Source organism: Streptomyces pseudovenezuelae (assembly GCF_001513955.1).
Lineage (GTDB): Bacteria > Actinomycetota > Actinomycetes > Streptomycetales > Streptomycetaceae > Streptomyces > Streptomyces pseudovenezuelae.
In genome coordinates, this window is the sequence record NZ_KQ948155.1 from 135,288 (window position 1) to 155,629 (window position 20,342).

Consider the following 20,342-nt stretch of genomic DNA (forward strand, 5'->3'; position numbering starts at 1 on the left):
TCTCCACGGGGTGCTCCTCGGATGAGCGGGGTGCGGTGCATGTACACAGGGCCGGGCCCCAGCTTACGCGGCCGGGGCCCGGCGGGCCGTGCGGGTCTCCTCAGCCCAGGAGCTGGCTCTGGAGCGTCACCGTCTGCTGGAAGGGGACGGGGTTCGCGGTGCCCTTGCGGGACTGGACGACCAGGGCGAGGACGTCGCCGGCGCCGATGTAGGCGTGGCGGGCCTGTTCCTTGCCGTACGGCTTCGACTCGACGTAGACGGACGCGGTGATGTCGTGGATCCGGGCCGCGTCCGGGAATGCCTCGTCGGAGACGGAGTCGGGGGCGTCGCGCAGTTCGTAGCCGGGGCTGCCGTACGGGGCGATGTCCCGGCCGAACAGGTCGTCCACGACGGCCGCGGTGTCGAACTGGAGCAGGTAGATCCGGGTGCTCGTGCCGTCGGGGGTGGTCCAGCCGCGGGCCGCGATGTGCCGCAGGCCGTTCTCGGAGAGCTTCGTCCCGAACTCCTCCCGGTCCTCCTTCTCGGCGTACTCCGAGAGCAGATCCTTCGTCGGCAGCCAGCCGTCGGTACCGCTGAGCGCCTTGTCGACGGTGGCCCCTTCGGGCGCGGGCAGCACGAGCGCGCGCAGATCGGCGTAGTGGCTGCCGGCCTTGTTCTCCGGGGCGAGCGGACCGGGGCTCCCGGAGGGCAACGGCGCCTTCGTCAGCACCGGAAAGTCCCACCGCCCGTCCGACACGGTCCCCAGCCCCGGCACGTCCGTCCGCTCCATCCCGGCGATCCCGTACGCGCTCCCGGCACCGAACGCGGCGAAGGTGAGGAGGGCGGCGGTCCAACGGAGAGCTGCCCGCAGGACACGGCGGTCCTTGGGCGCGGGTTCCGGGGCGGCTGCGGGGTCGGTCCCGGGCCCGGAGTCGAGCAGCGCCACGTCGTCGGGCATGTGCTGCGGCTCGGGGGCGGGCGCGGTTTCGGGTACGGGTGCAGGCACCGGCGCCGAGGCGGGACCGGCGGCCGGGGCCGACGGGGACGGGGGCGCGGCCGCGGCTGCAGGCGCGTGCTGCGGCTCGGGAGCGAGCGCGGTCTCCGACACGGGTGCATGCACCGGCGCCGAGGCAGCCGCGGCCACCGGGCCCTGCACGGGCTCGGATGCACGCACCGCCGCGGCCTCGGGCACGTCGTGCGGCTCGGAGGCGGGCGCGGTCTCCGACACGGGTGCAGGCACCACCGCCGGGGCGGGCGAGGCCACTGAGACCGGCCGGGGCTCGGACGCACGCACCGCCGCAGCCTCCGCCACGTCCTGCGACTCGGCGACGGGCCCGGTCTCCGACACGGGTGCAGACACCACCGCCGGGGCGGGCGAGGCCACCGGGGCCGGCACGGGCTCGGATGCACGCACCGCCGCGGCCTCGGGCACGTCCTGCGACTCGGCGACGGGCCCGGTCTCCGACACGGGTGCAGGCACCGGCGCCGAGGCAGGCGAGGCCACCGGGGCCGGCCGGGGCTCGGACGCGCGCACCACCGCAGCCTCCGCCGCGTCCTGCGACTCGGCGACGGGCCCGGTCTCCGACACGGGTGCAGGCACCGGCGCCGAGGCGGGCGCGGTCACCGGGACCGGCGCAGGCTCGGACGGGCGCGCCACCGCGGCCTCAGACGCGTGCGCGGGTTCAGGCCCGGATGCGGGCACAGGCCCCCGCTCGGGTGTGGACGGTCGGTGATCCTTCCGCTGTGCCGGGTCGCCGGGAACGATGGTCCCCGGCACCGGCTTCCCGGGCTCGCCGGACGTATCCGTCACCCCGGCCGCCTCGGGACCCGCAGTCGGTTCCGCTGCCGCGGAGCCGACGGGCTTCTCTTCCGTCTGCTCGGTCATACCGACTCCCCCGGTTCCGCGATGCGGTCGAGCTGTTCGCGCAGCAGCATCGCGATGCCCGTCTGCTGCATGGGCTTGGCGCTTTCCGCGATGAGGCTGACCAGGACGTTGCCCTGCCGGGCCGCGCAGAACATCGCGTCCAGCTTCTCGTCGTCGTCCGTCGGCAGCAGGACGCAGCGGGCGTCCTTGTGGCCCTCGACCCGGGGGCCTTCCCGCCCGGCATCGCCGAGGGCGGCGAGGAGCTCTTTCCCGGCCTCCGCGATCCCCCGCGCCGCCGCCTTGTTGTCCAGCTGCGAGAGCTCGATGGTCACGGTGGAGGCCTTGTCCGTGTAGACGGAGGACAGTTCCTCGGTGCTCAGGTAGCTGCGCATCGCCATTCCCGTGATGCGCTGCTTGTCGATCTGCTTCTCCACCGCCTTGCGCTGGGACCGGGGCAGCATGCTGAACGGCTTCTTGCGCAGCGCCGTGGCCTGCGCACCGCTGAGCCGGGCGTCGTACCCGTACTCCCCGATGTCCGGCCCCCGGCTCCACCCGTCGGCGCCGTACGGCACGAGCATCGCCGACAGTCCCTTCGGCGCGGCCGCCTGCTCCTTGCCGGCCCCGCCCTTCGGGAACTTCCACACGGGCGCACCCGCGTCGCGGTCGGCGCCGTCGACGGTGATCACGGTGTAGCCGACCCCCGCGACGACCGCCACGGCCAGCACCACGGACCCGACGACCGCGGCGACACGGCCTCGGCGTACCGGCTTCCCGGCGGGCGCAGCGGCCACAGGCTCGCCGGAGACCGTGAGCTCCACGGGACCGACCTCACCCATCTGCTGGTTCTCACTCTCGCTCACAGCTTCTTCACCTGCCGCTCCGCCAGGTCCATGATCTTCGCCTTCGGAATGGGCTTGGCGTCCCAGACGAAGATCTTCATGACGATGTCCCCCCGCCAGGCGACGGCCGTGGCGCTGTACTGCGGCAGATAACCGGGCTTGGTGTCCGGCTTGGTGTGGACGTAGACCATGGCGTTGTCGCTGCCAGCGACCGGCCAGCTCTTGGTGCCGCTCTCGGCGTCCTCGTAGTAGTTCTCGCTGTCGGCCCTGTCGGAGGCCTGCAGTTCCTCCTCCTGCCGGTACTGGACGAGGCGGATCTCGACGCCGTAGGTGCTGCCGACCCGCCAGCCGGTGTCGGCCGCGCGGCGGAACTCGCCGGCGACGAGGTCGCTGAACGCCCCGGCCGGCTTCTCGTACGACTCCGCCATGTCGGCCAGCGTCATCCAGCCGTCGATGCCCGCCCATACGGCGGCCTTGGCCCCGCCCGGCTTCTTCAGCAGCAGCTTGCGCAGGTCGCCGTCGGTCTTCACGCGGCGGTCCTCGGCGGCGGACAGCGGCTCGGGCGCCGGGCCCTTGGCCTGGACGAGCGTCGACTGCGAGAGCGAGGACAGCTTCGTCGGCTCACGGTCGGCCTGGATCAGATAACCGGTACAGCCGCCGGCGACGACGCCGAGTACGGCGGCGCCGGCGATCAGTGCCGTGGTCCGCCCGCGGCGGCGCGGCGACCGGCCCCCCGCCCGGGCCGATTCCCCTGTTTCTTCTGCTACTTCGGGCACTTGCAAGCCATCCCTCACACCCAGCCTGAAACGCGCATGTCATATACACGCGCACAGGTGACTCACGGTCAACGGCCGGAGTTGTAGCCACGCTGGTTACGATTCGGCCATGGCGAAGAAGCTCGTGATCAAGGTGACCGCCGGGGCCGACGCCCCCGAGCGCTGTTCGCAGGCGTTCACCGTGGCGGCGGTGGCCGTGGCCAGCGGGGTGGACGTCTCGCTGTGGCTGACCGGGGAGTCGGCGTGGTTCGCACTGCCGGGGCGGGCCGCCGAGTTCGAACTGCCGCACGCGGCCCCGCTGCCCGACCTGCTGGAGTCGGTCCTCGCGGGCGGCCGGCTCACCCTGTGCACGCAGTGCGCGGCCCGCCGGGACATCACGGAGAAGGACGTCATCGAGGGCGTACGGATCGCGGGGGCGCAGGTCTTCGTGCAGGAGGCGCTGGCCGACGGGACGCAGGCACTCGTCTACTGAGCCCCGGGCCGGAGAGCGAAGGGCGTAGAGCTGAGAGCGGGGCCAGGGTCTGCGCGCGCCCGGTGTCGCGGGCAGGCAGCCGCCCCCTCCTCACCACGCGCACGAGGTCAACTCCCCGACAACGCCCCCGCCCTGTCACAGGTGATCGACAATTTCGCTGTCCCCCCGCCCGGCGGGACTACTCTCACGCTCGACGGCCACCCGTCCGTCCACCACACCGCCGCTCTGGGGGAACCGACCGCATGCGCGCCCTGCGAATACTTACGATCATCGCCGTGATCCTCGGCGGGCTGTTCGTCGCCGCCGACCGTCTGGCGGTCCACTTCGCGGAGGGCGAGGTCGCGGACCGGCTGAAGACGCAGGAGGGACTGACCACGACGCCGAGCGTCGACATCAAGGGGTTCCCGTTCCTGACCCAGGTGGCCGGCGGTGAACTCGACGACGTCGAGGTCGGGATGAAGGACTACGACGCGGACACCGGCACCAGCGGGGGCACGATCCGTATCGACGACCTGAACGCCGCCATGAAGGGCGTCGCGTTCTCCGGCGACTACAGCTCCGCCACCGCCACCACGGCCGCCGGGACCGCGACCATCGCCTACGACCAGCTGCTGAAGGCGGCCGGATCGCAGGAGGCCAAGCTCCCGCTCGGCGTCACCGCCAAGGTCGTCGGCCTCTCCGACGGCGGGAACGGCAAGATCAAGGTCGACATCGAGGTGAGCGCCCTGGAGAAGCCCGTCTCCGTGCTCAGCACCGTCTCGGTCGTCGACGGGGACACCGTGCGCGTGCACGCCGACTCGATCCCGAGCTTCGGGAACATCACCCTCGCCGATTCCGACTTCCGTTCGATCGCCGACTTCGACCAGAAGATCGAGGGTCTGCCGGGCGGTATCGCACTCGACAAGGTCCAAGCGGGTGCGAACGGTGTGGAGATCGCGGTGAAGGGTTCGGGCGTCAAGCTGGCCGGGTAGGACGAGCCGGGCGGGGCGAACGACAGGCCTGGCGTCGCGCCGCCGCGTTAGCGTCCGACAGGCGAGACGGTGACGTCCGTACCGTAGATGTGATGACGACTACACCCGCCCGGGAACCGTGCGACCACGGCCCGGGCGGCTTTCTGGTCCCACATCCCGGACGATCGCGTCTCAGCATGCGACACACCGGTGACATGCCGGTATGTCCGTCCCTACGATCGACCACTATGAAGCGACAGGCGGATCTCACGAAGCGGCGGGCAGTAGACCTGTGCCGCGTCGCCGCCATGCTCTGTCGCCCCTTCTGAGCGGACGGCACCGACCTCCGCATCCCCCTGCCCTGGCACTCTCAGGCACCCGTGCGCCCCGCGCACCCTTCCGCACGCCCCGCCGCAACTGCCCCGGAGGAGAAAGAGCATGAGCCGCAGCGACGTCCTGGTCGATGCCGACTGGGTCGAGGCCAACCTCGACAACCCGAACATCGCGATCGTGGAGGTGGACGAGGACACGTCCGCCTACGAGAAGAACCACATCCGCAACGCGATCCGCATCGACTGGACCAAGGACCTGCAGGACCCGGTCCGCCGCGACTTCGTCGACCAGGAGGGCTTCGAGAAGCTCCTGTCGGCCAAGGGCATCGCCAACGACACCCTGGTGATCCTCTACGGCGGCAACAACAACTGGTTCGCGTCCTACGCCTACTGGTACTTCAAGCTCTACGGCCACGAGAACGTCAAGCTTCTCGACGGCGGCCGCAAGAAGTGGGAGCTGGACGCCCGCGAGCTGGTCGAGGAGGTCCCGGAGCGGACCGAGACGACCTACACGGCGAAGCCGCAGAACAAGTCCATCCGCGCCTTCCGCGACGACGTGGTGGCGGCCATCGGTTCGCAGAACCTGGTCGACGTGCGGTCGCCCGACGAGTTCTCCGGCAAGCTGCTCGCCCCGGCCCACCTGCCGCAGGAGCAGTCGCAGCGTCCGGGCCACGTCCCGTCCGCGCGCAACATCCCGTGGTCGAAGAACGCCAACGACGACGGCACCTTCAAGTCGGACGAGGAGCTCAAGGAGCTCTACGCCGACGAGCAGGTCGACCTCGCCAAGGACACCATCGCGTACTGCCGTATCGGTGAGCGCTCGGCCCTGACCTGGTTCGTGCTGCACGAGCTGCTCGGTGTCGAGAACGTCAAGAACTACGACGGCTCCTGGACCGAGTACGGCTCCCTGGTCGGCGTTCCGATCGAGCTCGGCGCCAACAAGTAAGACACCCCGTCCAACCCGACCGGCCTTCCTTCCGGTCAGACCCCTCTTTGGAGAACGACATGTGTGGAGCGAAGGCCGGCGGCCCGGACGCCTCGACGATCAAGCCCGGTGAGACCACGATCCAGGGTCAGGTGACGCGTGACGGCGAGCCTGTGGTGGGCTACGTCCGCCTCCTGGACTCGACCGGCGAGTTCACGGCGGAGGTCCCGACCTCCGCGACGGGCCAGTTCCGCTTCTACGCGGCCGAGGGCACCTGGACCGTCCGCGCCCTGGTTCCGGGCGGCACCGCCGACCGCACGGTCGTCGCCCAGCAGGGCGGCCTGGCCGAGGTCGCAATCGCCGTCTGAGGCACCTGACCGACACCGGAGGGCCGTACCCCCAGGGGTACGGCCCTCCGGCCTTTCCCGGCCTACGCTGGACGTATGTTGGCGCGACGGCGGCATGTCTACTTCGCCATGATGGGCACGTGCATCGGGCTGTTCGTCCTGGCCTGGGGCGTCGTGCGGCTCTGGTCGATCCCGGTGGCCGTGGGCATGTGCGTGGTCGCCATGGTGATCCCGCCGGTCGCCGCGATGGTCGCCAACCGGCGCGGCCCCGACGACCGCTGGTGGGACGACCCCTCCGGCGACCCCAAGTCCGACGAGTGGTGGGACGAACTGGACGGGAAGAAACGGCGGCAGTAGGAAGGCGGGCATGTCTTCTTCCGCGAGGCTGTCCACCGTCGTCCTCGACGCCCACGACGCGCACGAACTCGCCGCCTTCTACCAGCGCCTCCTCGGGTACGTGGTGCGCGCCGAGGAGCCGCACTGGGTCCTCATCGGCCCGCCGCCCGGCACCGGGGGCACGTCCCTGGCCTTCGAGACCGAACCCGCGTACGTGCCGCCCGTCTGGCCCACCCGAAAGCCCGGCGACCAGCAGATGATGCTGCACCTGGACATCGAGGTGGACGATCTGGAGGCCGAGACCACGCGGGCGGTGGCGGAGGGGGCACGGCCCGCCGATCACCAGCCGCAGGACGACGTACGGGTGCTCTACGACCCGGCCGGGCACCCTTTCTGCCTCTGGACCGAGACGCCTAGCTGATCGCCCGGCCCAGCACGTACACCGCCGGGGCCGCCGCGGCCAGTGGCAGGGCCACGCCGGCTGTGAAGTGCACGAAGCGGGACGGGTAGTCGTAGCTCGCGACCCGGTGGCCGATCAGCGCGCACACCGCGGCGCCCGCGCCGAGCAGGGCGCCCTTCGCGCCGAGGCCCGTCATGCCGCCGACGGCGATGCCCGCGCCCGCCGCGGCGAGCAGCGAGACCACGACGGAGGCCGGGGTGGGCAGGGGCAGCGCGCGGGCCAGGACCGCCACGGCCACCGCGGCCGCGCCGACCGTCACCGCGTCCGGGTCCGCCGCGAGGTGGCCGGTCGCGACGATCGCCAGGGCCGCCGAGGCGACGGTCGCCATCAGGCCGTACATCCGCTCGTCCGGGTCGGCGTGCGAGCGGAGCTGCATGACCAAAGTGAGCAGGACCCAGATGCCGAGGGTGCCGAGGATCGCCGCGGGCGCGTTCTCCCGGCCGGCCGTCAGCAGGGCCGCGTCGGCGACCAGCGCACCGAGGAACGCCAGCGCGATGCCCTGCCGGGCGGGCCACATGCCGTTCAGCCGGAACCAGCCGGCCGCGGTGACGGCCTGGAGGACGACGAGGGGCACGAGGAGGGCGTACGAGCCGACGGCCGCCGCACCGGAGAGCAGCAGGCCGAGCAGCGCGGTGAGCGCGGCGGGCTGGATGCCGGGCTCGATGATCGGGGACCGGCCTTCGAGCCGGGCCCGCTGGGCGTCGGTGACCCGGGCGTTGCCGGCGACGGTGGCGGGGCCGTAGTCGGAGGCGGACGCGGCCCCGGAGCCGTGGGTGCCGGGTCCGGGAGGGGTGGGCGACGCGGGCTCGTAGGGGGCGGAGCCATAAGGGCCGGGAGCCGGTGCCGGGGAGCCGTACGCGCCGGGGTCCTGCCCGGGTGCGGCGGCCTCCTGCCGGCCCGTGCCGTATCCCTGGGCCTGGGCGTCGTACGCCTGCTGCGGCAGATACGCCGTCTCCGCGGCCCCCGCGGCCGGTGCCTGGACCTGGGTGTCCCAGGTCTGGCCCTGCCACTGCTGGGTGTAGTGCTGCTGGGCGGCCTGCGGGTCGTCGTACTCCTGCTGGGCCGGCCAGCCCTGCTGCGGGTACTGGTCGTAGCCCTCGTACGGCTGGTTCGTCATCGTCACCCTCCTGCGAACGGCGGGAGCACCTCGACCGTGCCGCCGTCGGCCAGCCGTACCGTCTCATGTCCGCGGGTGCCCACGGGGTCACCGTCGACGAGGAACGAGCATCGCCGCAGGACGCGCACGAGTTCACCGGGGTGTCGCCCGCGCGCCGCGTCCAGCGCCTCGGCGAGGGTGGCCGCGTCGAACGGCTCCTCGGCGATCCCGGCCGCGGCCTTCGCGGCGGCCCAGTAGCGCACCGTGACCTTTGGCATCCGCTTCCTCAATCGATCGATGGTGTACGGGGCCCAGGCTAGCCGCCCGCTGTGACAGCCCAGTCCCCGATACGGTCCAGCAGCTCGTCGCCGACCGCGTGCTCGGCGTGGCCCATGGGCTCGATCCACAGCTCGCCGTGGTCGCCGGCGGCCTCCGCGAGCATCCGCGGGTGGTCGAGGGGGAAGTAGCCGTCGCGGTCGCCGTGGACGATGAGCAAGGGGGTGGGGGCGATCCCCGGGACCGCCTCGACCGGGGAGAGGGGGACCGGGTTCCAGTCCCGGTGGTGGATACGGGTGCGGAATCCGTAGCGGCCCACCAGTCGGCCGGCGGGGCGGGTCACCAGCCAGTGGAGCCTGCGCATGGGGGCCGTACCGCGGTAGTACCAGCGGGCCGGGGAGCTGACCGAGACCACCGCGTCCGCGCCGGCGCCGTTCTCCCGCCCGTGCAGCGCCGCGTGCCGCAGCACCACCGAGCCGCCCATGGAGAAGCCGACGGTCACCACGCGCGCGTGACCGAGTTCGCGGGCCCACGCCACCGCGGCGGCCAGGTCCAGCACCTCGCGGTCGCCGACCGTCGAGCGGCCGCCGGAGGCGCCGTGGCCGCGGAAGGAGAAGGTGACGACGGCGCCGTACCGCGTGAGCGCCTCCACCACCCGGCGAACATGCGGGCGATCCACGTCGCCGGTGAAACCGTGCGCGATCACGAACACCAGGTCACGCGAGGGTGGCCGGGAGGCTTCGTATACGACGGCGGGCGGATCGTATACGGAATCGATCGTCACGCCGTCGTCGGTGTACAGAAACGTCCGTATAGGTGCATGTCTGCGCGTCTCAGAGTGCGGACTTCCCGTGGAACGCAGCACACGACCTGCCGGATCAATGCTCATGTGGGCTATTCTCGTCGGAACAGGACTCGGGCAATGCAGCCCCCGGGTCCTTTTGTGCTTTCGGATACCCCTGTATACGAAAGCCGTGACCTCGCGGGACCGAGGAGGAACCAGACGTATGAGTTCTCTGCTGCTCCTGACCAACGCCCTCCAGCCGTCGACGGAGGTGCTGCCGGCCCTCGGCCTGCTCCTGCACAACGTGCGCGTGGCTCCGGCCGAGGGCCCCGCACTCGTCGACACCCCCGGCGCCGACGTCATCCTCATCGACGGACGCCGTGACCTGCCCCAGGTCCGCAGCCTGTGCCAGCTGCTGCGCTCGACCGGGCCCGGCTGTCCGCTGATCCTCGTCGTGACCGAGGGCGGCCTCGCCGCCGTCACCGCCGACTGGGGCATCGACGACGTGCTCCTCGACACCGCGGGACCGGCCGAGGTGGAGGCGCGACTGCGCCTGGCCATGGGCCGCCAGCAGATCGTCAACGACGACTCCCCCATGGAGATCCGCAACGGCGACCTGTCGGTCGACGAGGCGACCTACTCCGCGAAGCTCAAGGGCCGGGTCCTCGACCTCACCTTCAAGGAGTTCGAGCTCCTCAAATACCTCGCCCAGCACCCGGGCCGCGTCTTCACGCGCGCACAGCTGCTGCAGGAGGTCTGGGGCTACGACTACTTCGGCGGCACCCGGACGGTCGACGTGCACGTACGACGGCTGCGCGCGAAGCTCGGCCCCGAGCACGAGTCGCTGATCGGGACCGTCCGCAACGTCGGTTATCGATTCGTTACGCCCGAGAAGGGCGACCGCGCCACCGACGAGGCGAAGGCCAGGGCGGACCGGGCAAAGACGGAGGATGCGGACGACAGCGCCGCCCTCGAAGACGTAGAGGCGTAGCGGGCACCGCGCATGGGCATGGCTTCGGCACCGACGTACTCCCGCGCACCGCTCGGCGGGAGTACAGGGAGGTCCTTCACGCCCTGCCCAGAGCGGGTTTATCCGCGTAGACTCCGCGCGTGGCCAAGGTAACCAGGGATGACGTGGCGCGGCTGGCGGGAACGTCCACCGCCGTAGTGAGCTATGTCATCAACAACGGACCCCGGCCGGTCGCCCCGGCCACGCGCGAGCGTGTCCTCGCCGCGATCAAGGAGCTGGGGTACCGGCCCGACCGGGTCGCCCAGGCGATGGCGTCGCGGCGCACCGATCTCATAGGCCTGATCGTGCCGGACGCGCGCCAGCCGTTCTTCGCGGAGATGGCGCACGCGGTCGAACAGGCCGCGTCCGAGCGCGGCAAGATGGTGCTCGTCGGGAACTCCGACTACATCGGCGAACGCGAGGTCCACTATCTGCGGGCGTTCCTCGGGATGCGGGTCTCCGGGCTGATCCTGGTCTCGCACGCGCTGAACGACAACGCGGCCGCCGAGATCGACGCCTGGGACGCCCGGGTCGTCCTGCTGCACGAGCGGCCCGAGGCGATCGACGACGTCGCCGTCGTCCTGGACGACCTCTCCGGAGCGAAGACCGCCGTCGAGCATCTGCTGGGCCACGGCTACCCCTACGTCGCCTGTATGGGCGGCACCGCCGACACCCCCTCCGTCGGCGACCCGGTCTCCGATCACGTCGAGGGCTGGCGGCGGGCCATGGAGGAGGCGGGGCTCCCGACCGAGGGACGGCTCTTCGAGGCGCCGTACAACCGCTACGACGCCTACCAGGTGGCGCTCGGGGTGCTCTCCGGGCCCGATCGGCCGCCCGCGATCTTCTGCTCCACCGACGACCAGGCGATCGGCCTGCTGCGGGCCGCGCGCGAGCTGCGCATCGACGTGCCGGGCGAGCTGGCGGTCATCGGGTTCGACGACATCAAGGAAGCCGCGCTCGCCGATCCGCCCATGACGACCATCGCGTCGGACCGCTCGGCGATGGCCCGGGCCGCCGTGGATCTCGTGCTGGACGACGGGCTGCGGGTCGCCGGTTCCCGCCGGGAGCGGCTGAAGGTGTTCCCGTCGAAGCTGGTCGTGCGGCGCTCCTGCGGCTGCGACTGACGGCTGCGCGGGAGTTTCTGAGAACTGTCTGAGAACGCCCGGCCGGAGGCCAGCGGCGCCTTTATATCGGGCATACGAGGTTCTGCCGGGCTTCTCAGGGAGCACTCAGCAAGCTCTCATGGTCGCGGGACAAGCTTTTTGTCATGACCGAGAGCTTCCGCCGCGACGGCGAGTACGAGCAGTACGAGAACCCCTACCAGGGCGCCCAGCAGCAGCACGCTTCCTCGCCCGTGAACCCCGAGTGGCCGCCCCCGCCGGCTCAGCCGCCCGCCACTCCCCCGCAGGCCCCGGCCCACGCTCAGCCCGCCGCCTTCGCCTCCGGGGGCGCCGGCTCCTACGGCGGTGACGGCGGCGGCGGAACCGCTCTCCTCACCCCGGCCCCCGCGGAGCCCGGGGCACCGGCCCCCGCTCCCCGGAGGCGCACCCGCGGCCCCCTCGCCCTCCTCGCCGCCGTCGCGATCGTCGCCGCGGCGATAGGAGGCGGCACCGCCTACGGCATCCAGGAACTGACCGGCAACGACACGGTCGCCTCCAGCAGCACCAGCACCAACGTGGTGCCGTCCTCCGCCAAGGGCACGGTCGCCGGGGTCGCCAAGGCGGTCAGCCCGAGCATCGTCGAGATCAACGCCACCTCGAACGCCGGGGAGTCCACCGGCTCCGGCGTGATCATCACGAGTGACGGCGAGATCATCACCAACAACCACGTCATCTCCGGCGCCTCCACCGTCAAGGTGAGCACCAGCGACGGCAAGACGTACACCGCGAAGGTCGTCGGCACCGACAGCAAGAAGGACCTCGCCCTCATCAAGCTGGAGAACGCCTCCGGCCTGACCCCGGCCACCCTCGGCAACTCCGACGGCGTCCAGGTCGGCGACCAGGTCGTGGCGATCGGCTCCCCCGAGGGTCTGACCGGCACCGTGACCAGCGGCATCGTCTCGGCCCTGAACCGCGACGTGACCGTCGCGACCGACGAGGGCCAGAGTCAGAGCCAGGGCCAGGGCCAGGGCGGCGGCAACGGCCAGTGGCCGTTCGAGTTCGGCGGCCAGCAGTTCAACGGCGACACCGGCTCCTCCACGACGACGTACAAGGCGATCCAGACGGACGCGTCCTTGAACCCGGGCAACTCCGGCGGCGCGCTGATCGACATGAACGGCAACATCATCGGCATCAACTCGGCGATGTACTCGGCCACTTCGGACTCGTCCACGGCTGGCAGCGCGGGTCTCGGCTTCTCCATCCCGATCAACACCGTCAAGTCCGACCTGGCCACGCTGCGGGCCGGCGGCACCGACAGCTGACCCCCTGACCCCCCGCGAGGAGTACGTCATGATCAAGCAGGTTTCGCACACGGTGGCCGGTACCGACCCGGCCGGGTTCGCCCTGGCCCTCGACGTGGCGTACGCACTGCACGCCCCGACGCCCCGGGCGCCCGAGGTGGCGTCCACGGCACCGGCCCGCCGCGGGGCGGGCGCCGCCCGCGGCCGCCGCCGTTCCGTACGCGGCTGACCCCCCGCAGAGCACGTCCTTCAGCGCCACCGGGGAACCGTGCGAGGCTGAAAGCGTTCACTACCTTCAGTCCCCTGTTCTCCCCACCGCACCCGAGGAATCCCCAGCCATGAGCCCCGCCGAAGGCGACCGTGACCCCCAGCGCATCCTGATCGTCGACGACGAGCCGGCGGTGCGCGAAGCACTCCAGCGCAGCCTCGCCTTCGAGGGCTACGACACCGAGGTCGCCGTGGACGGCGCGGACGCACTCGACAAGGCGACCGCGTACCGGCCCGACCTGGTCGTCCTCGACATCCAGATGCCCCGCATGGACGGGCTCACGGCCGCCCGGCGCATCCGCGGCGCGGGCGACACGACCCCCATCCTGATGCTGACGGCCCGCGACACGGTCGGCGACCGGGTCACCGGGCTCGACGCGGGCGCCGACGACTACCTGGTCAAGCCGTTCGAGCTGGACGAGCTGTTCGCCCGGGTCCGTGCGCTGCTGCGGCGCAGCTCGTACGCGGCGGCGGCCGGGGCGGCGTCCGTCGACGACGACGAGGCACTCACCTTCGCCGACCTGCGCATGGACCTCGCGACGCGTGAGGTCACCCGGGCGGGGCGGCCGGTGGAGCTGACCCGTACGGAGTTCACCCTGCTGGAGATGTTCATGGCCCACCCGCGCCAGGTGCTGACCCGCGAGCAGATCCTGAAGGCGGTGTGGGGCTTCGACTTCGAGCCCTCCTCCAACTCGCTGGACGTCTACGTCATGTACCTGCGCCGCAAGACGGAGGCGGGCGGTGAGCCTCGGCTCGTGCACACGGTGCGGGGCGTGGGGTACGTACTGCGGCAGGGCGGCGCGGAGTGAACCGGCTCGCACGGCGTTACCGGTCCCTTCCGATCCGCTCACGGCTGGCGCTGCTGGTGGCGGCGGCGGTGGCGTTCGCGGTGGCGGCGGTGTCGGTGACGTGCTGGTTCATCGTGCAGGGGAAGTTGTACGACCAGGTGGACAACGACCTGCAGAAGTCGGTGCGAGGGCCGGCGCTCGAAGGTCAGGCCAACGCGGCGGTCGGCGACTGCACCACCCAGACCTCCTCGCAGAACACCGACGGCCCCCGCAACACCTACTTCCAGGTGGTCGCGGAGAGCGGCAAGACCTGTGTCTTCCCGTACTCCCTCGGCGCGGTCAAGGTCACCCAGGCCGACAAGGACCTGATCGAGAACGGGCAGCCCGGCCAGGGTGTCATCCACAACAGCACCGACGCGGACGGCAACAACGTACGTGTCCTCGCGCTGCCGGGATACACGGTCACGGAAAAGGACACGGGCGCCACCTCCAAGGCGGCCATTCTCATCGCCCTCCCGCTGCACAACACCGAGAAGACCCTCAACGACCTCGCCCTCATCCTCCTCCTCGTCTCCGGCATCGGAGTCCTCGGTGCCGGGGCCGCAGGTCTCTTCGTCGCTCGTGCCGGTCTCCGTCCCGTCGACAAGCTCACCGAGGCCGTCGAGCACGTGGCCAGGACCGAGGACCTGGGTATCCGCATTCCCGTGGAGGAGGACGCCGAGGACGAGGTCGCCCGGCTGTCCCGCTCCTTCAACTCGATGACCAGCTCCCTCGCCAGCTCCCGCGAGCTCCAGCAGCAGCTCATCGCCGACGCGGGGCACGAGCTGCGCACCCCGCTCACCTCCCTGCGCACCAACATCGAGCTCCTCACCCGCAGCGAGGAGACCGGCCGCCCCCTGCCCGAGGCCGACCGCAAGGCACTGCTCGCCTCGGTGAAGGCGCAGATGACCGAACTGGCCGCCCTGATAGGCGACTTGCAGGAACTGTCCCGCTCGGAGGGCCAGCGCGGTGAACGCGTGCAGGTCGTCTCGCTGGAGGACACCGTCGAGGCGGCGCTGCGCCGGGCCCGGCTGCGGGGCCCGGAGCTGACCATCAACGCCTCGCTGGAGCCCTGGTACACCCGCGCGGAACCGGCCGCGCTGGAGCGCGCGGTGGTCAACATCCTGGACAACGCGGTGAAGTTCAGCCCCGAGGGCGGGATCATCGACGTCCGGCTCGCCCAGGGCGTCCTGACCGTCCGGGACCACGGCCCCGGCATCCCCGCCGAGGAACTCCCGTACGTCTTCGACCGCTTCTGGCGCTCCCCCAGCGCCCGCGCCCTGCCCGGTTCCGGCCTCGGCCTGTCCATCGTGGCCCGCACGGTCCAGCAGTCCGGCGGCGAGGTCACCCTCGACCACGCCGAGGACGGCGGCACCGTGGCGACCGTACGGCTGCCGGGGGCGCCGACTCCGCCACCGCAGGCTCCCGCCGCCGCCCAGTGACCTCAAGCTGTCGATGTCCTGTCAACCTTCACGCGTTCCCGACCCTACTCACGGGTTCTCTGCCAGCTTCCTGAGGTGTCGCACAGGTGCCCCACGCATCTGTCCTCAGCACTCAGGAGTGAAGAACCCCCCATGCGTCTGTTTCGTGCATCGACTCTGAAGAAGAGCGCCCTGGCCGCCGCGTCCGCGGCCCTCGCCGTCACCGGCCTGCTGGCCGGCTCGGGGACCGCCCAGGCCGCCGGGCCCGGCGGGGCCCAGAACGTCCGGGGCGTGGACCCCGGGAACACCGACGTCATGCTGGACCGGCTGTGCGGCCAGGAGTCCAGCCTGACCGGCGTCTACGGCGCGCTGAACGTCGACACCGGTGAGTTCAAGACCCACGACGAGTACCTGCGGGACGTGTTCGGGCTGTGGGTGCCCGCCGGGCCGTGGGAGCTGTTCCGCGGCTGGTGCGGGTACGCGCAGGCCTCGACCTGGTCCGTGAAGGGCGAGCCCGTGCGCACCTCCGAGTGGACCGGCAACCACGGCACGACCGAGGACAAGGTGACCTTCGTCAGCGGGTACAGCACCAAGACCTTCGCCAAGAAGAGCGTCGGTGCCAACATCAGCCTGTCCCTGGCCAAGAGCATCTTCTCGGGCACCCTGGGCGGCAGCGCCGGCTACGAGTGGGGCTGGGAGAAGACCTCGTCCTTCGAGCGGCGCAGCGAGAAGTCGATACCACCGTGCACCCAGGTGGCGACCACGTGGACGCCGTACCAGCGGGTGGTCCGCGTGAACCCGGTGTTCTACGTCGAGGACTACCAGTGGAACAAGGGCGACGGCGAGGTGACCGCGCACACCTGGCGGGGCCGGGACGCGAGCTGGAAGTCGGTCTACTCGTACGGCTACTACATCGACGGCATCTCCGACAAGCTCCTGCCGAGCGGTCAGCCCGACGGCCGTGAGGACAAGTGGCAGGAGAGCCTCGACCCGAAGTCCTGCGCCAAGTAGGCGAATTCAGGCGGCAACCTTCCGTGTGGGGGTGGCGACTGCTCTGCGGTCCCTACCCCCGCACGGATCGGATGACCCCATGGCCCAGCATCGTCGACGCCGCACCACCGCACTCGCCCTCGGTGTTCCGCTCGCCCTGACGGCCGCCGGAGGACTCGCCTACGGCTTCCTGCCCGGCGCCCAGCCCGAGGCCTCCGCCGCCACCACCGCCGCCCCCGCCTGGGCCACCGCCACCGCGGACGGCTTCGCCTCCGTCAACTCCCTCGGGCAGAACGGGACCTACGGCGGCCGCGACGGTCAGATCGTCACCGTGAAGTCGCTCGCGGACCTGGAGAAGTACGCGACGGCCAGTGAGCCGTACGTCATCGTCGTCGCCGCGACGATCACCATGGACCCGGTCGGCAAGGAGATCAAGGTCCAGTCGAACAAGACCATCGTCGGCTCCGGGACCTCCGGACAGATCGTCGGCGGCGGGTTCTTCCTCGGCTCCGGTGTGCACAACGTGATCATCCGCAACCTGACGATCCGGGACGCCTACCAGGACGTCTGGAACGACAAGGAACACGACTTCGACGCCATCCAGATGGACGGCGCCCACCACGTGTGGATCGACCACAACGACCTGCGGCACATGGCCGACGGGCTCATCGACGTCCGCAAGGACAGCACGTACGTGACGGTCTCCTGGAACAAACTCAGCCAGGACAACAAGGCGTTCGGCATCGGCTGGACGGAGAACGTCGTCACCGACATCACCGTCCACCACAACTGGATCCGCGAGACCGAGCAGCGGAACCCGTCCACGGACAACGCGGCCCACGCGCACCTCTACAACAACTTCCTGGAGGACGTGGCCGGGACGGACATCACCTCCTCCTACGGCAACTACTCGCGCGGCGCCACGAAGATGGTCCTGGAGAACTCCTGGTTCCAGGGCTTCAAGAACCCCGTCATCAAGGACAGCACCGCGAGCATCGTCCAGAAGGGCAACACCTTCGTCGGCACCAGCGGCAGGAACGAGAGCGGGGGCACCGCCTTCGACCCGAGGACGTACTACGCCTACACGCTCGACAAGACGGCCGATGTCCCGGCGCTGCTGAAGTCGGGTGCGGGGCCGCGCGGTTCGATCGGTACGACGGCCACGGCCACCACCAAGGCGGCGGCCACGACGCTCACCGTCGCCAAGGACGGCAGCGGCCAGTACTCGACCGTGCAGGCCGCGGTGAACGCCGTACCGGCGAACAACTCCTCGCGGGTGGTGATCTCCGTGAAGCCGGGGACGTACCGCGAACTGGTCAAGGTGCCGTCCAACAAGCCGCACGTGACCATCCAGGGCACGGGTTCCAGCCGTAACGACACGGTGATCGTCTACAACAACGCGTCCGGCACGCCCAAGCCCGACGGCTCGGGCACCTACGGCACCGGCGGCAGCGCCACCGTCGCCGTGGAGGCCGACGACTTCCAGGCCCGCAACCTGACGGTCTCCAACGACTTCGACGAGGCCGCTCACCAGGACATCGCCAACCAGGCCGTCGCCCTGCGCACCGCCGCCGACAAGGTGTTCCTCGACGGGGTCATCGTCAGCGGCGACCAGGACACGCTCCTCGTGGACACCGCGGCCAAGGAGAAGCTGGGCCGGGTCTACATGACCAACTCCTATGTCATCGGCAACGTCGACTTCATCTTCGGCCGGGCCACCGCCGTGATCGACAAGTCCGTCATCACGCTGAAGAAGCGCTGGAACGGCACCTCGGCCGGCTACGTCACCGCCCCCAGCACCGCCGCGAACCGCAAGGGCATCCTCATCGCCAACTCGACGGTCAACGGGGACGTCTCCGCCGCGAGCTTCTACCTGGGCCGCCCCTGGCACGCCGGCGGCGACACGACCCTCGACCCGCAGACCACCGTCCGCAACACGTCGTTGAGCGCCGCGATCAAGTCCACGCCGTGGACCGACATGAGCGGCTTCTCCTGGAAGGACGACCGGTTCGCGGAGTACCGGAACACCGGCGCGGGCTCGGGTGCGGCGAGCAGCAACCGGCCGCAGCTGACCGACGCCCAGGCCACCGGTCAGGAGGTCGCGGACTGGCTGGGCGACTGGACGCCGAGCGCGTCCTGATCTGCTCCGTTCCTCTGTCAGTGCCTCGTTCTAGGCTGGTCGTTCGGATCGAGCAGAACTGACGGGGGAGCGGAACAATGATGCGTATCGAGAGGCATCGGGTCGGCGAGGCGGCCGTTTCGGCGGTGCGGAAGGACTTCGCGAACAGGATCGGTTCGCAGGTCCACTCCCTGTCCAAGGCCGGCCCGGTGACGGCGTGGGAGTGGTGGCTGATCGCCCAGGAGTTCGTCGAGTATCTCGGCGCGCTCTCGGTGGAGACCCCCGACCTGCACTCCCCCGAGGCGAAGGCGGTCCTGGAGGACGCCGCCGAGGCGGCCGCCGGCGCGGTGGCGTACGCGGCGTACTTCCCGCGCGACCACTTCGAGGTCTTCCTCAGCTACCCCGACTGGGGCCTGGAGTACGACCGCGAGCCCGGCGGCACCCCGGAGCCGGTCACTGCCGCCAGGTGGCTGGACGCCTTCTGCCTGGCGATCCTCGTCGAGAAGACCCAATGGCACGGCGAGGCCTTCCACTTCGCGCGCGAGGCGCCGCAGCAGGGCCGCTCCGGACACCCCGACGCCGAACTGATCAACGGCTTCATGGCGTACGTCATCGGCGACACCGCCGACGACGACGCCACCTACCCGCCCTCCCGCGCACAGAAGCTCAGCGCGCTGGACGCGGCGCTGGAGCGGGTCCGGGCGCTGGAGACGGAGACCGGTGAGCGTCTGACCGACCAGCCCTACGGCATCGGGTTGCGGGCGCTGCGCGCGCTGGCCGCGGGCGACCGGGAGGAGTTCGGCGGGGCGGTGGTCCGCCTGCTGAAGCCGCTGACCCGCACGCCCGGGCCGGGAGCGCGCCCGGGCGGACTTCTCCCCCTCCTGCCGATCGCCCTGACCGCGCTGGCCCACCGCGACGCGGGCTGGCCGCCGGCCGTCGACAGCGACTACCTGCCGGACGCGCTGGTCACCGGGTTCCGGGCCACACCGCCGCGGGTGGGCCCCTACGGCCGGGACCGCCGCCCGGACGCGGTGGCCGAACTCGCCGCGGGGGTCGTTGAGTTCGCGCGATCCCTGGAGCCGAGCCCCCTGGACCCGGACAGCGAGGAGCAGTTCGAGCGGTACACCCGCGACGCCGTCACCCCGGTGCCGGGCAGGCCGCTCACCACCTTCGAGCTGGCCTACGCCGTCACCTGTCAGGAGCTGCTCTTCCGGACCCGCGCCTCGCACGCGCCCGACGCGAGCGACGGCCAGCTGGAGAACCTGCGGCTGGCCGCGGAGCTGGGGGCCGCGCTGTTCCGCACCACGCTGGCGGAGCCCGGCACCGACGTGCCGGTCACGATCGACGGCAGGACGGTGACGTACCCCGCCTGCCGGGACGAGGACGCCGGTCCGGGGGCCTGGCACCGGGCGGTGCACCTCGCGCTGATCACGGGCCGCCGGGAGCATCTGGCGCCGCTGGTCCTGGCGGGGCCGGAGCGGGTCGGCCCGGACCGCTCCGTGTCCGCCTCCTACCGGCGGGCCCTGCACGCCTATCTGCGCGGCGAGGACCCCGAGCCCGCCACCGACCAGGCGCTGCGGGACGCCGGTAAGGCCCGCGACCAGGGGGTCCTGCCACCGCCCGCGGTGCTCTTCTCCCAGCTCGTCGAGGGGGACGAGGAGAGCTTCAACCTGGCCCTCCTGGACGCGCTCACGGCCCATCGCGACCACTACGCCGTCGCCGACCGCCCCTCCGACCCCGACGCCGTCCTCAGCCTCGACGTCCTGGCCCTCGTCTGCCACGCGCGCCGGCGGGGCTGGGAGATCAGGGTGCGGTCGCCGTATCTGCCGGCGCGGATCGTGGCGGCGGCGGAGCCCTTCTGACCGGGCGGGG

At 71.2% G+C, this 20,342-nt stretch carries 21 protein-coding genes; 15 read left to right on the plus strand and 6 right to left on the minus strand.

From position 1 onward, the window contains the following. Nucleotides 1-100 precede the first annotated feature (100 nt). The 3 genes from AQI94_RS41050 to AQI94_RS41060 form a co-directional block, all read right to left on the minus strand. Nucleotides 101-937, minus strand: coding sequence for a hypothetical protein (locus AQI94_RS41050; protein WP_063760204.1), 837 nt, complete (start codon nt 935-937; stop codon nt 101-103). 923 nt (nt 938-1,860) lie between these two features. Further along, nucleotides 1,861-2,703 (minus strand): hypothetical protein, encoded by an 843-nt coding sequence (locus AQI94_RS41055; protein ID WP_078902844.1) that lies wholly within the window; start codon nt 2,701-2,703, stop codon nt 1,861-1,863. Next, nucleotides 2,700-3,458, minus strand: coding sequence for a hypothetical protein (locus AQI94_RS41060; protein WP_225890408.1), 759 nt, complete (start codon nt 3,456-3,458; stop codon nt 2,700-2,702). The genes AQI94_RS41055 and AQI94_RS41060 overlap by 4 nt, the downstream gene beginning before the upstream one ends. Nucleotides 3,459-3,567: 109 nt before the next feature. Here AQI94_RS41060 and AQI94_RS41065 point away from each other — a divergent pair, with 109 nt between their 5' ends. The 6 genes from AQI94_RS41065 (at nt 3,568) to AQI94_RS41090 (ending at nt 7,241) form a co-directional block, all read left to right on the plus strand. Then, a complete protein-coding gene (locus AQI94_RS41065) occupies nt 3,568-3,930 on the plus strand; it encodes a DsrE family protein (RefSeq protein WP_031051812.1) in 363 nt (120 codons plus the stop codon). Nucleotides 3,931-4,172: 242 nt separating this feature from the next. Further along, nucleotides 4,173-4,901, plus strand: coding sequence for an LmeA family phospholipid-binding protein (locus AQI94_RS41070; protein WP_031051811.1), 729 nt, complete (start codon nt 4,173-4,175; stop codon nt 4,899-4,901). Nucleotides 4,902-5,318: 417 nt separating this feature from the next. Further along, entirely contained in the window at nt 5,319-6,158 is an 840-nt protein-coding gene (locus tag AQI94_RS41075; protein WP_031051810.1) for a sulfurtransferase, read from the plus strand. A 59-nt stretch (nt 6,159-6,217) separates the two neighbouring features. Further along, a complete protein-coding gene (locus AQI94_RS41080) occupies nt 6,218-6,505 on the plus strand; it encodes a DUF1416 domain-containing protein (RefSeq protein ID WP_007382995.1) in 288 nt (95 codons plus the stop codon). A gap of 75 nt (nt 6,506-6,580) precedes the next feature. After that, nucleotides 6,581-6,841, plus strand: a complete 261-nt coding sequence (locus AQI94_RS41085; protein ID WP_031051809.1) for a DUF3099 domain-containing protein — start codon at nt 6,581-6,583, stop codon at nt 6,839-6,841. A gap of 10 nt (nt 6,842-6,851) precedes the next feature. Continuing rightward, nucleotides 6,852-7,241 carry a VOC family protein gene (locus AQI94_RS41090; protein ID WP_031051808.1) on the plus strand — a complete coding sequence of 130 codons (390 nt, stop codon included), beginning with the start codon at nt 6,852-6,854 and terminating at the stop codon, nt 7,239-7,241. Here AQI94_RS41090 and AQI94_RS41095 read toward each other — a convergent pair. The 3 genes from AQI94_RS41095 to AQI94_RS41105 are packed head-to-tail and all read right to left on the minus strand — an operon-like array spanning nt 7,234 to nt 9,541. Next, entirely contained in the window at nt 7,234-8,397 is a 1,164-nt protein-coding gene (locus AQI94_RS41095; protein ID WP_062230316.1) for a hypothetical protein, read from the minus strand. The genes AQI94_RS41090 and AQI94_RS41095 overlap by 8 nt on opposite strands. A gap of 2 nt (nt 8,398-8,399) precedes the next feature. After that, the gene (locus tag AQI94_RS41100) at nt 8,400-8,654 is read right to left on the minus strand and encodes a MoaD/ThiS family protein (protein ID WP_031052027.1); all 255 of its coding nucleotides are present in this window, start codon (nt 8,652-8,654) and stop codon (nt 8,400-8,402) included. A 38-nt stretch (nt 8,655-8,692) separates the two neighbouring features. Beyond that, entirely contained in the window at nt 8,693-9,541 is an 849-nt protein-coding gene (locus tag AQI94_RS41105; protein ID WP_031052023.1) for an alpha/beta hydrolase, read from the minus strand. A gap of 118 nt (nt 9,542-9,659) precedes the next feature. Here AQI94_RS41105 and AQI94_RS41110 point away from each other — a divergent pair, with 118 nt between their 5' ends. From AQI94_RS41110 to AQI94_RS41150, 9 genes are all read left to right on the plus strand, one after another. Then, entirely contained in the window at nt 9,660-10,427 is a 768-nt protein-coding gene (locus AQI94_RS41110) for a winged helix-turn-helix transcriptional regulator (RefSeq protein WP_031052020.1), read from the plus strand. A 119-nt stretch (nt 10,428-10,546) separates the two neighbouring features. Further along, nucleotides 10,547-11,569, plus strand: coding sequence for a LacI family DNA-binding transcriptional regulator (locus AQI94_RS41115; RefSeq protein WP_078902847.1), 1,023 nt, complete (start codon nt 10,547-10,549; stop codon nt 11,567-11,569). 143 nt (nt 11,570-11,712) lie between these two features. Continuing rightward, entirely contained in the window at nt 11,713-12,867 is a 1,155-nt protein-coding gene (locus AQI94_RS41120) for a S1C family serine protease (protein WP_031052014.1), read from the plus strand. Nucleotides 12,868-12,895: 28 nt separating this feature from the next. After that, entirely contained in the window at nt 12,896-13,075 is a 180-nt protein-coding gene (locus AQI94_RS41125; RefSeq protein WP_062230317.1) for a hypothetical protein, read from the plus strand. A gap of 109 nt (nt 13,076-13,184) precedes the next feature. Next, nucleotides 13,185-13,922, plus strand: a complete 738-nt coding sequence (locus AQI94_RS41130) for a response regulator transcription factor (RefSeq protein WP_031047084.1) — start codon at nt 13,185-13,187, stop codon at nt 13,920-13,922. After that, nucleotides 13,919-15,382: a sensor histidine kinase gene (locus AQI94_RS41135; protein ID WP_031047082.1), complete on the plus strand. Its 1,464-nt coding sequence runs from the start codon at nt 13,919-13,921 to the stop codon at nt 15,380-15,382. The genes AQI94_RS41130 and AQI94_RS41135 overlap by 4 nt, the downstream gene beginning before the upstream one ends. 132 nt (nt 15,383-15,514) lie before the next feature. Continuing rightward, nucleotides 15,515-16,372, plus strand: coding sequence for a hypothetical protein (locus AQI94_RS41140; RefSeq protein ID WP_031047080.1), 858 nt, complete (start codon nt 15,515-15,517; stop codon nt 16,370-16,372). Nucleotides 16,373-16,451: 79 nt separating this feature from the next. Further along, complete coding sequence (locus tag AQI94_RS41145) at nt 16,452-18,491, plus strand: pectinesterase family protein (RefSeq protein WP_031047075.1); 2,040 nt, start codon at nt 16,452-16,454, stop codon at nt 18,489-18,491. 80 nt (nt 18,492-18,571) lie between these two features. Then, nucleotides 18,572-20,332, plus strand: a complete 1,761-nt coding sequence (locus AQI94_RS41150; protein WP_031047072.1) for an immunity 49 family protein — start codon at nt 18,572-18,574, stop codon at nt 20,330-20,332. Nucleotides 20,333-20,342 lie beyond the last annotated feature (10 nt).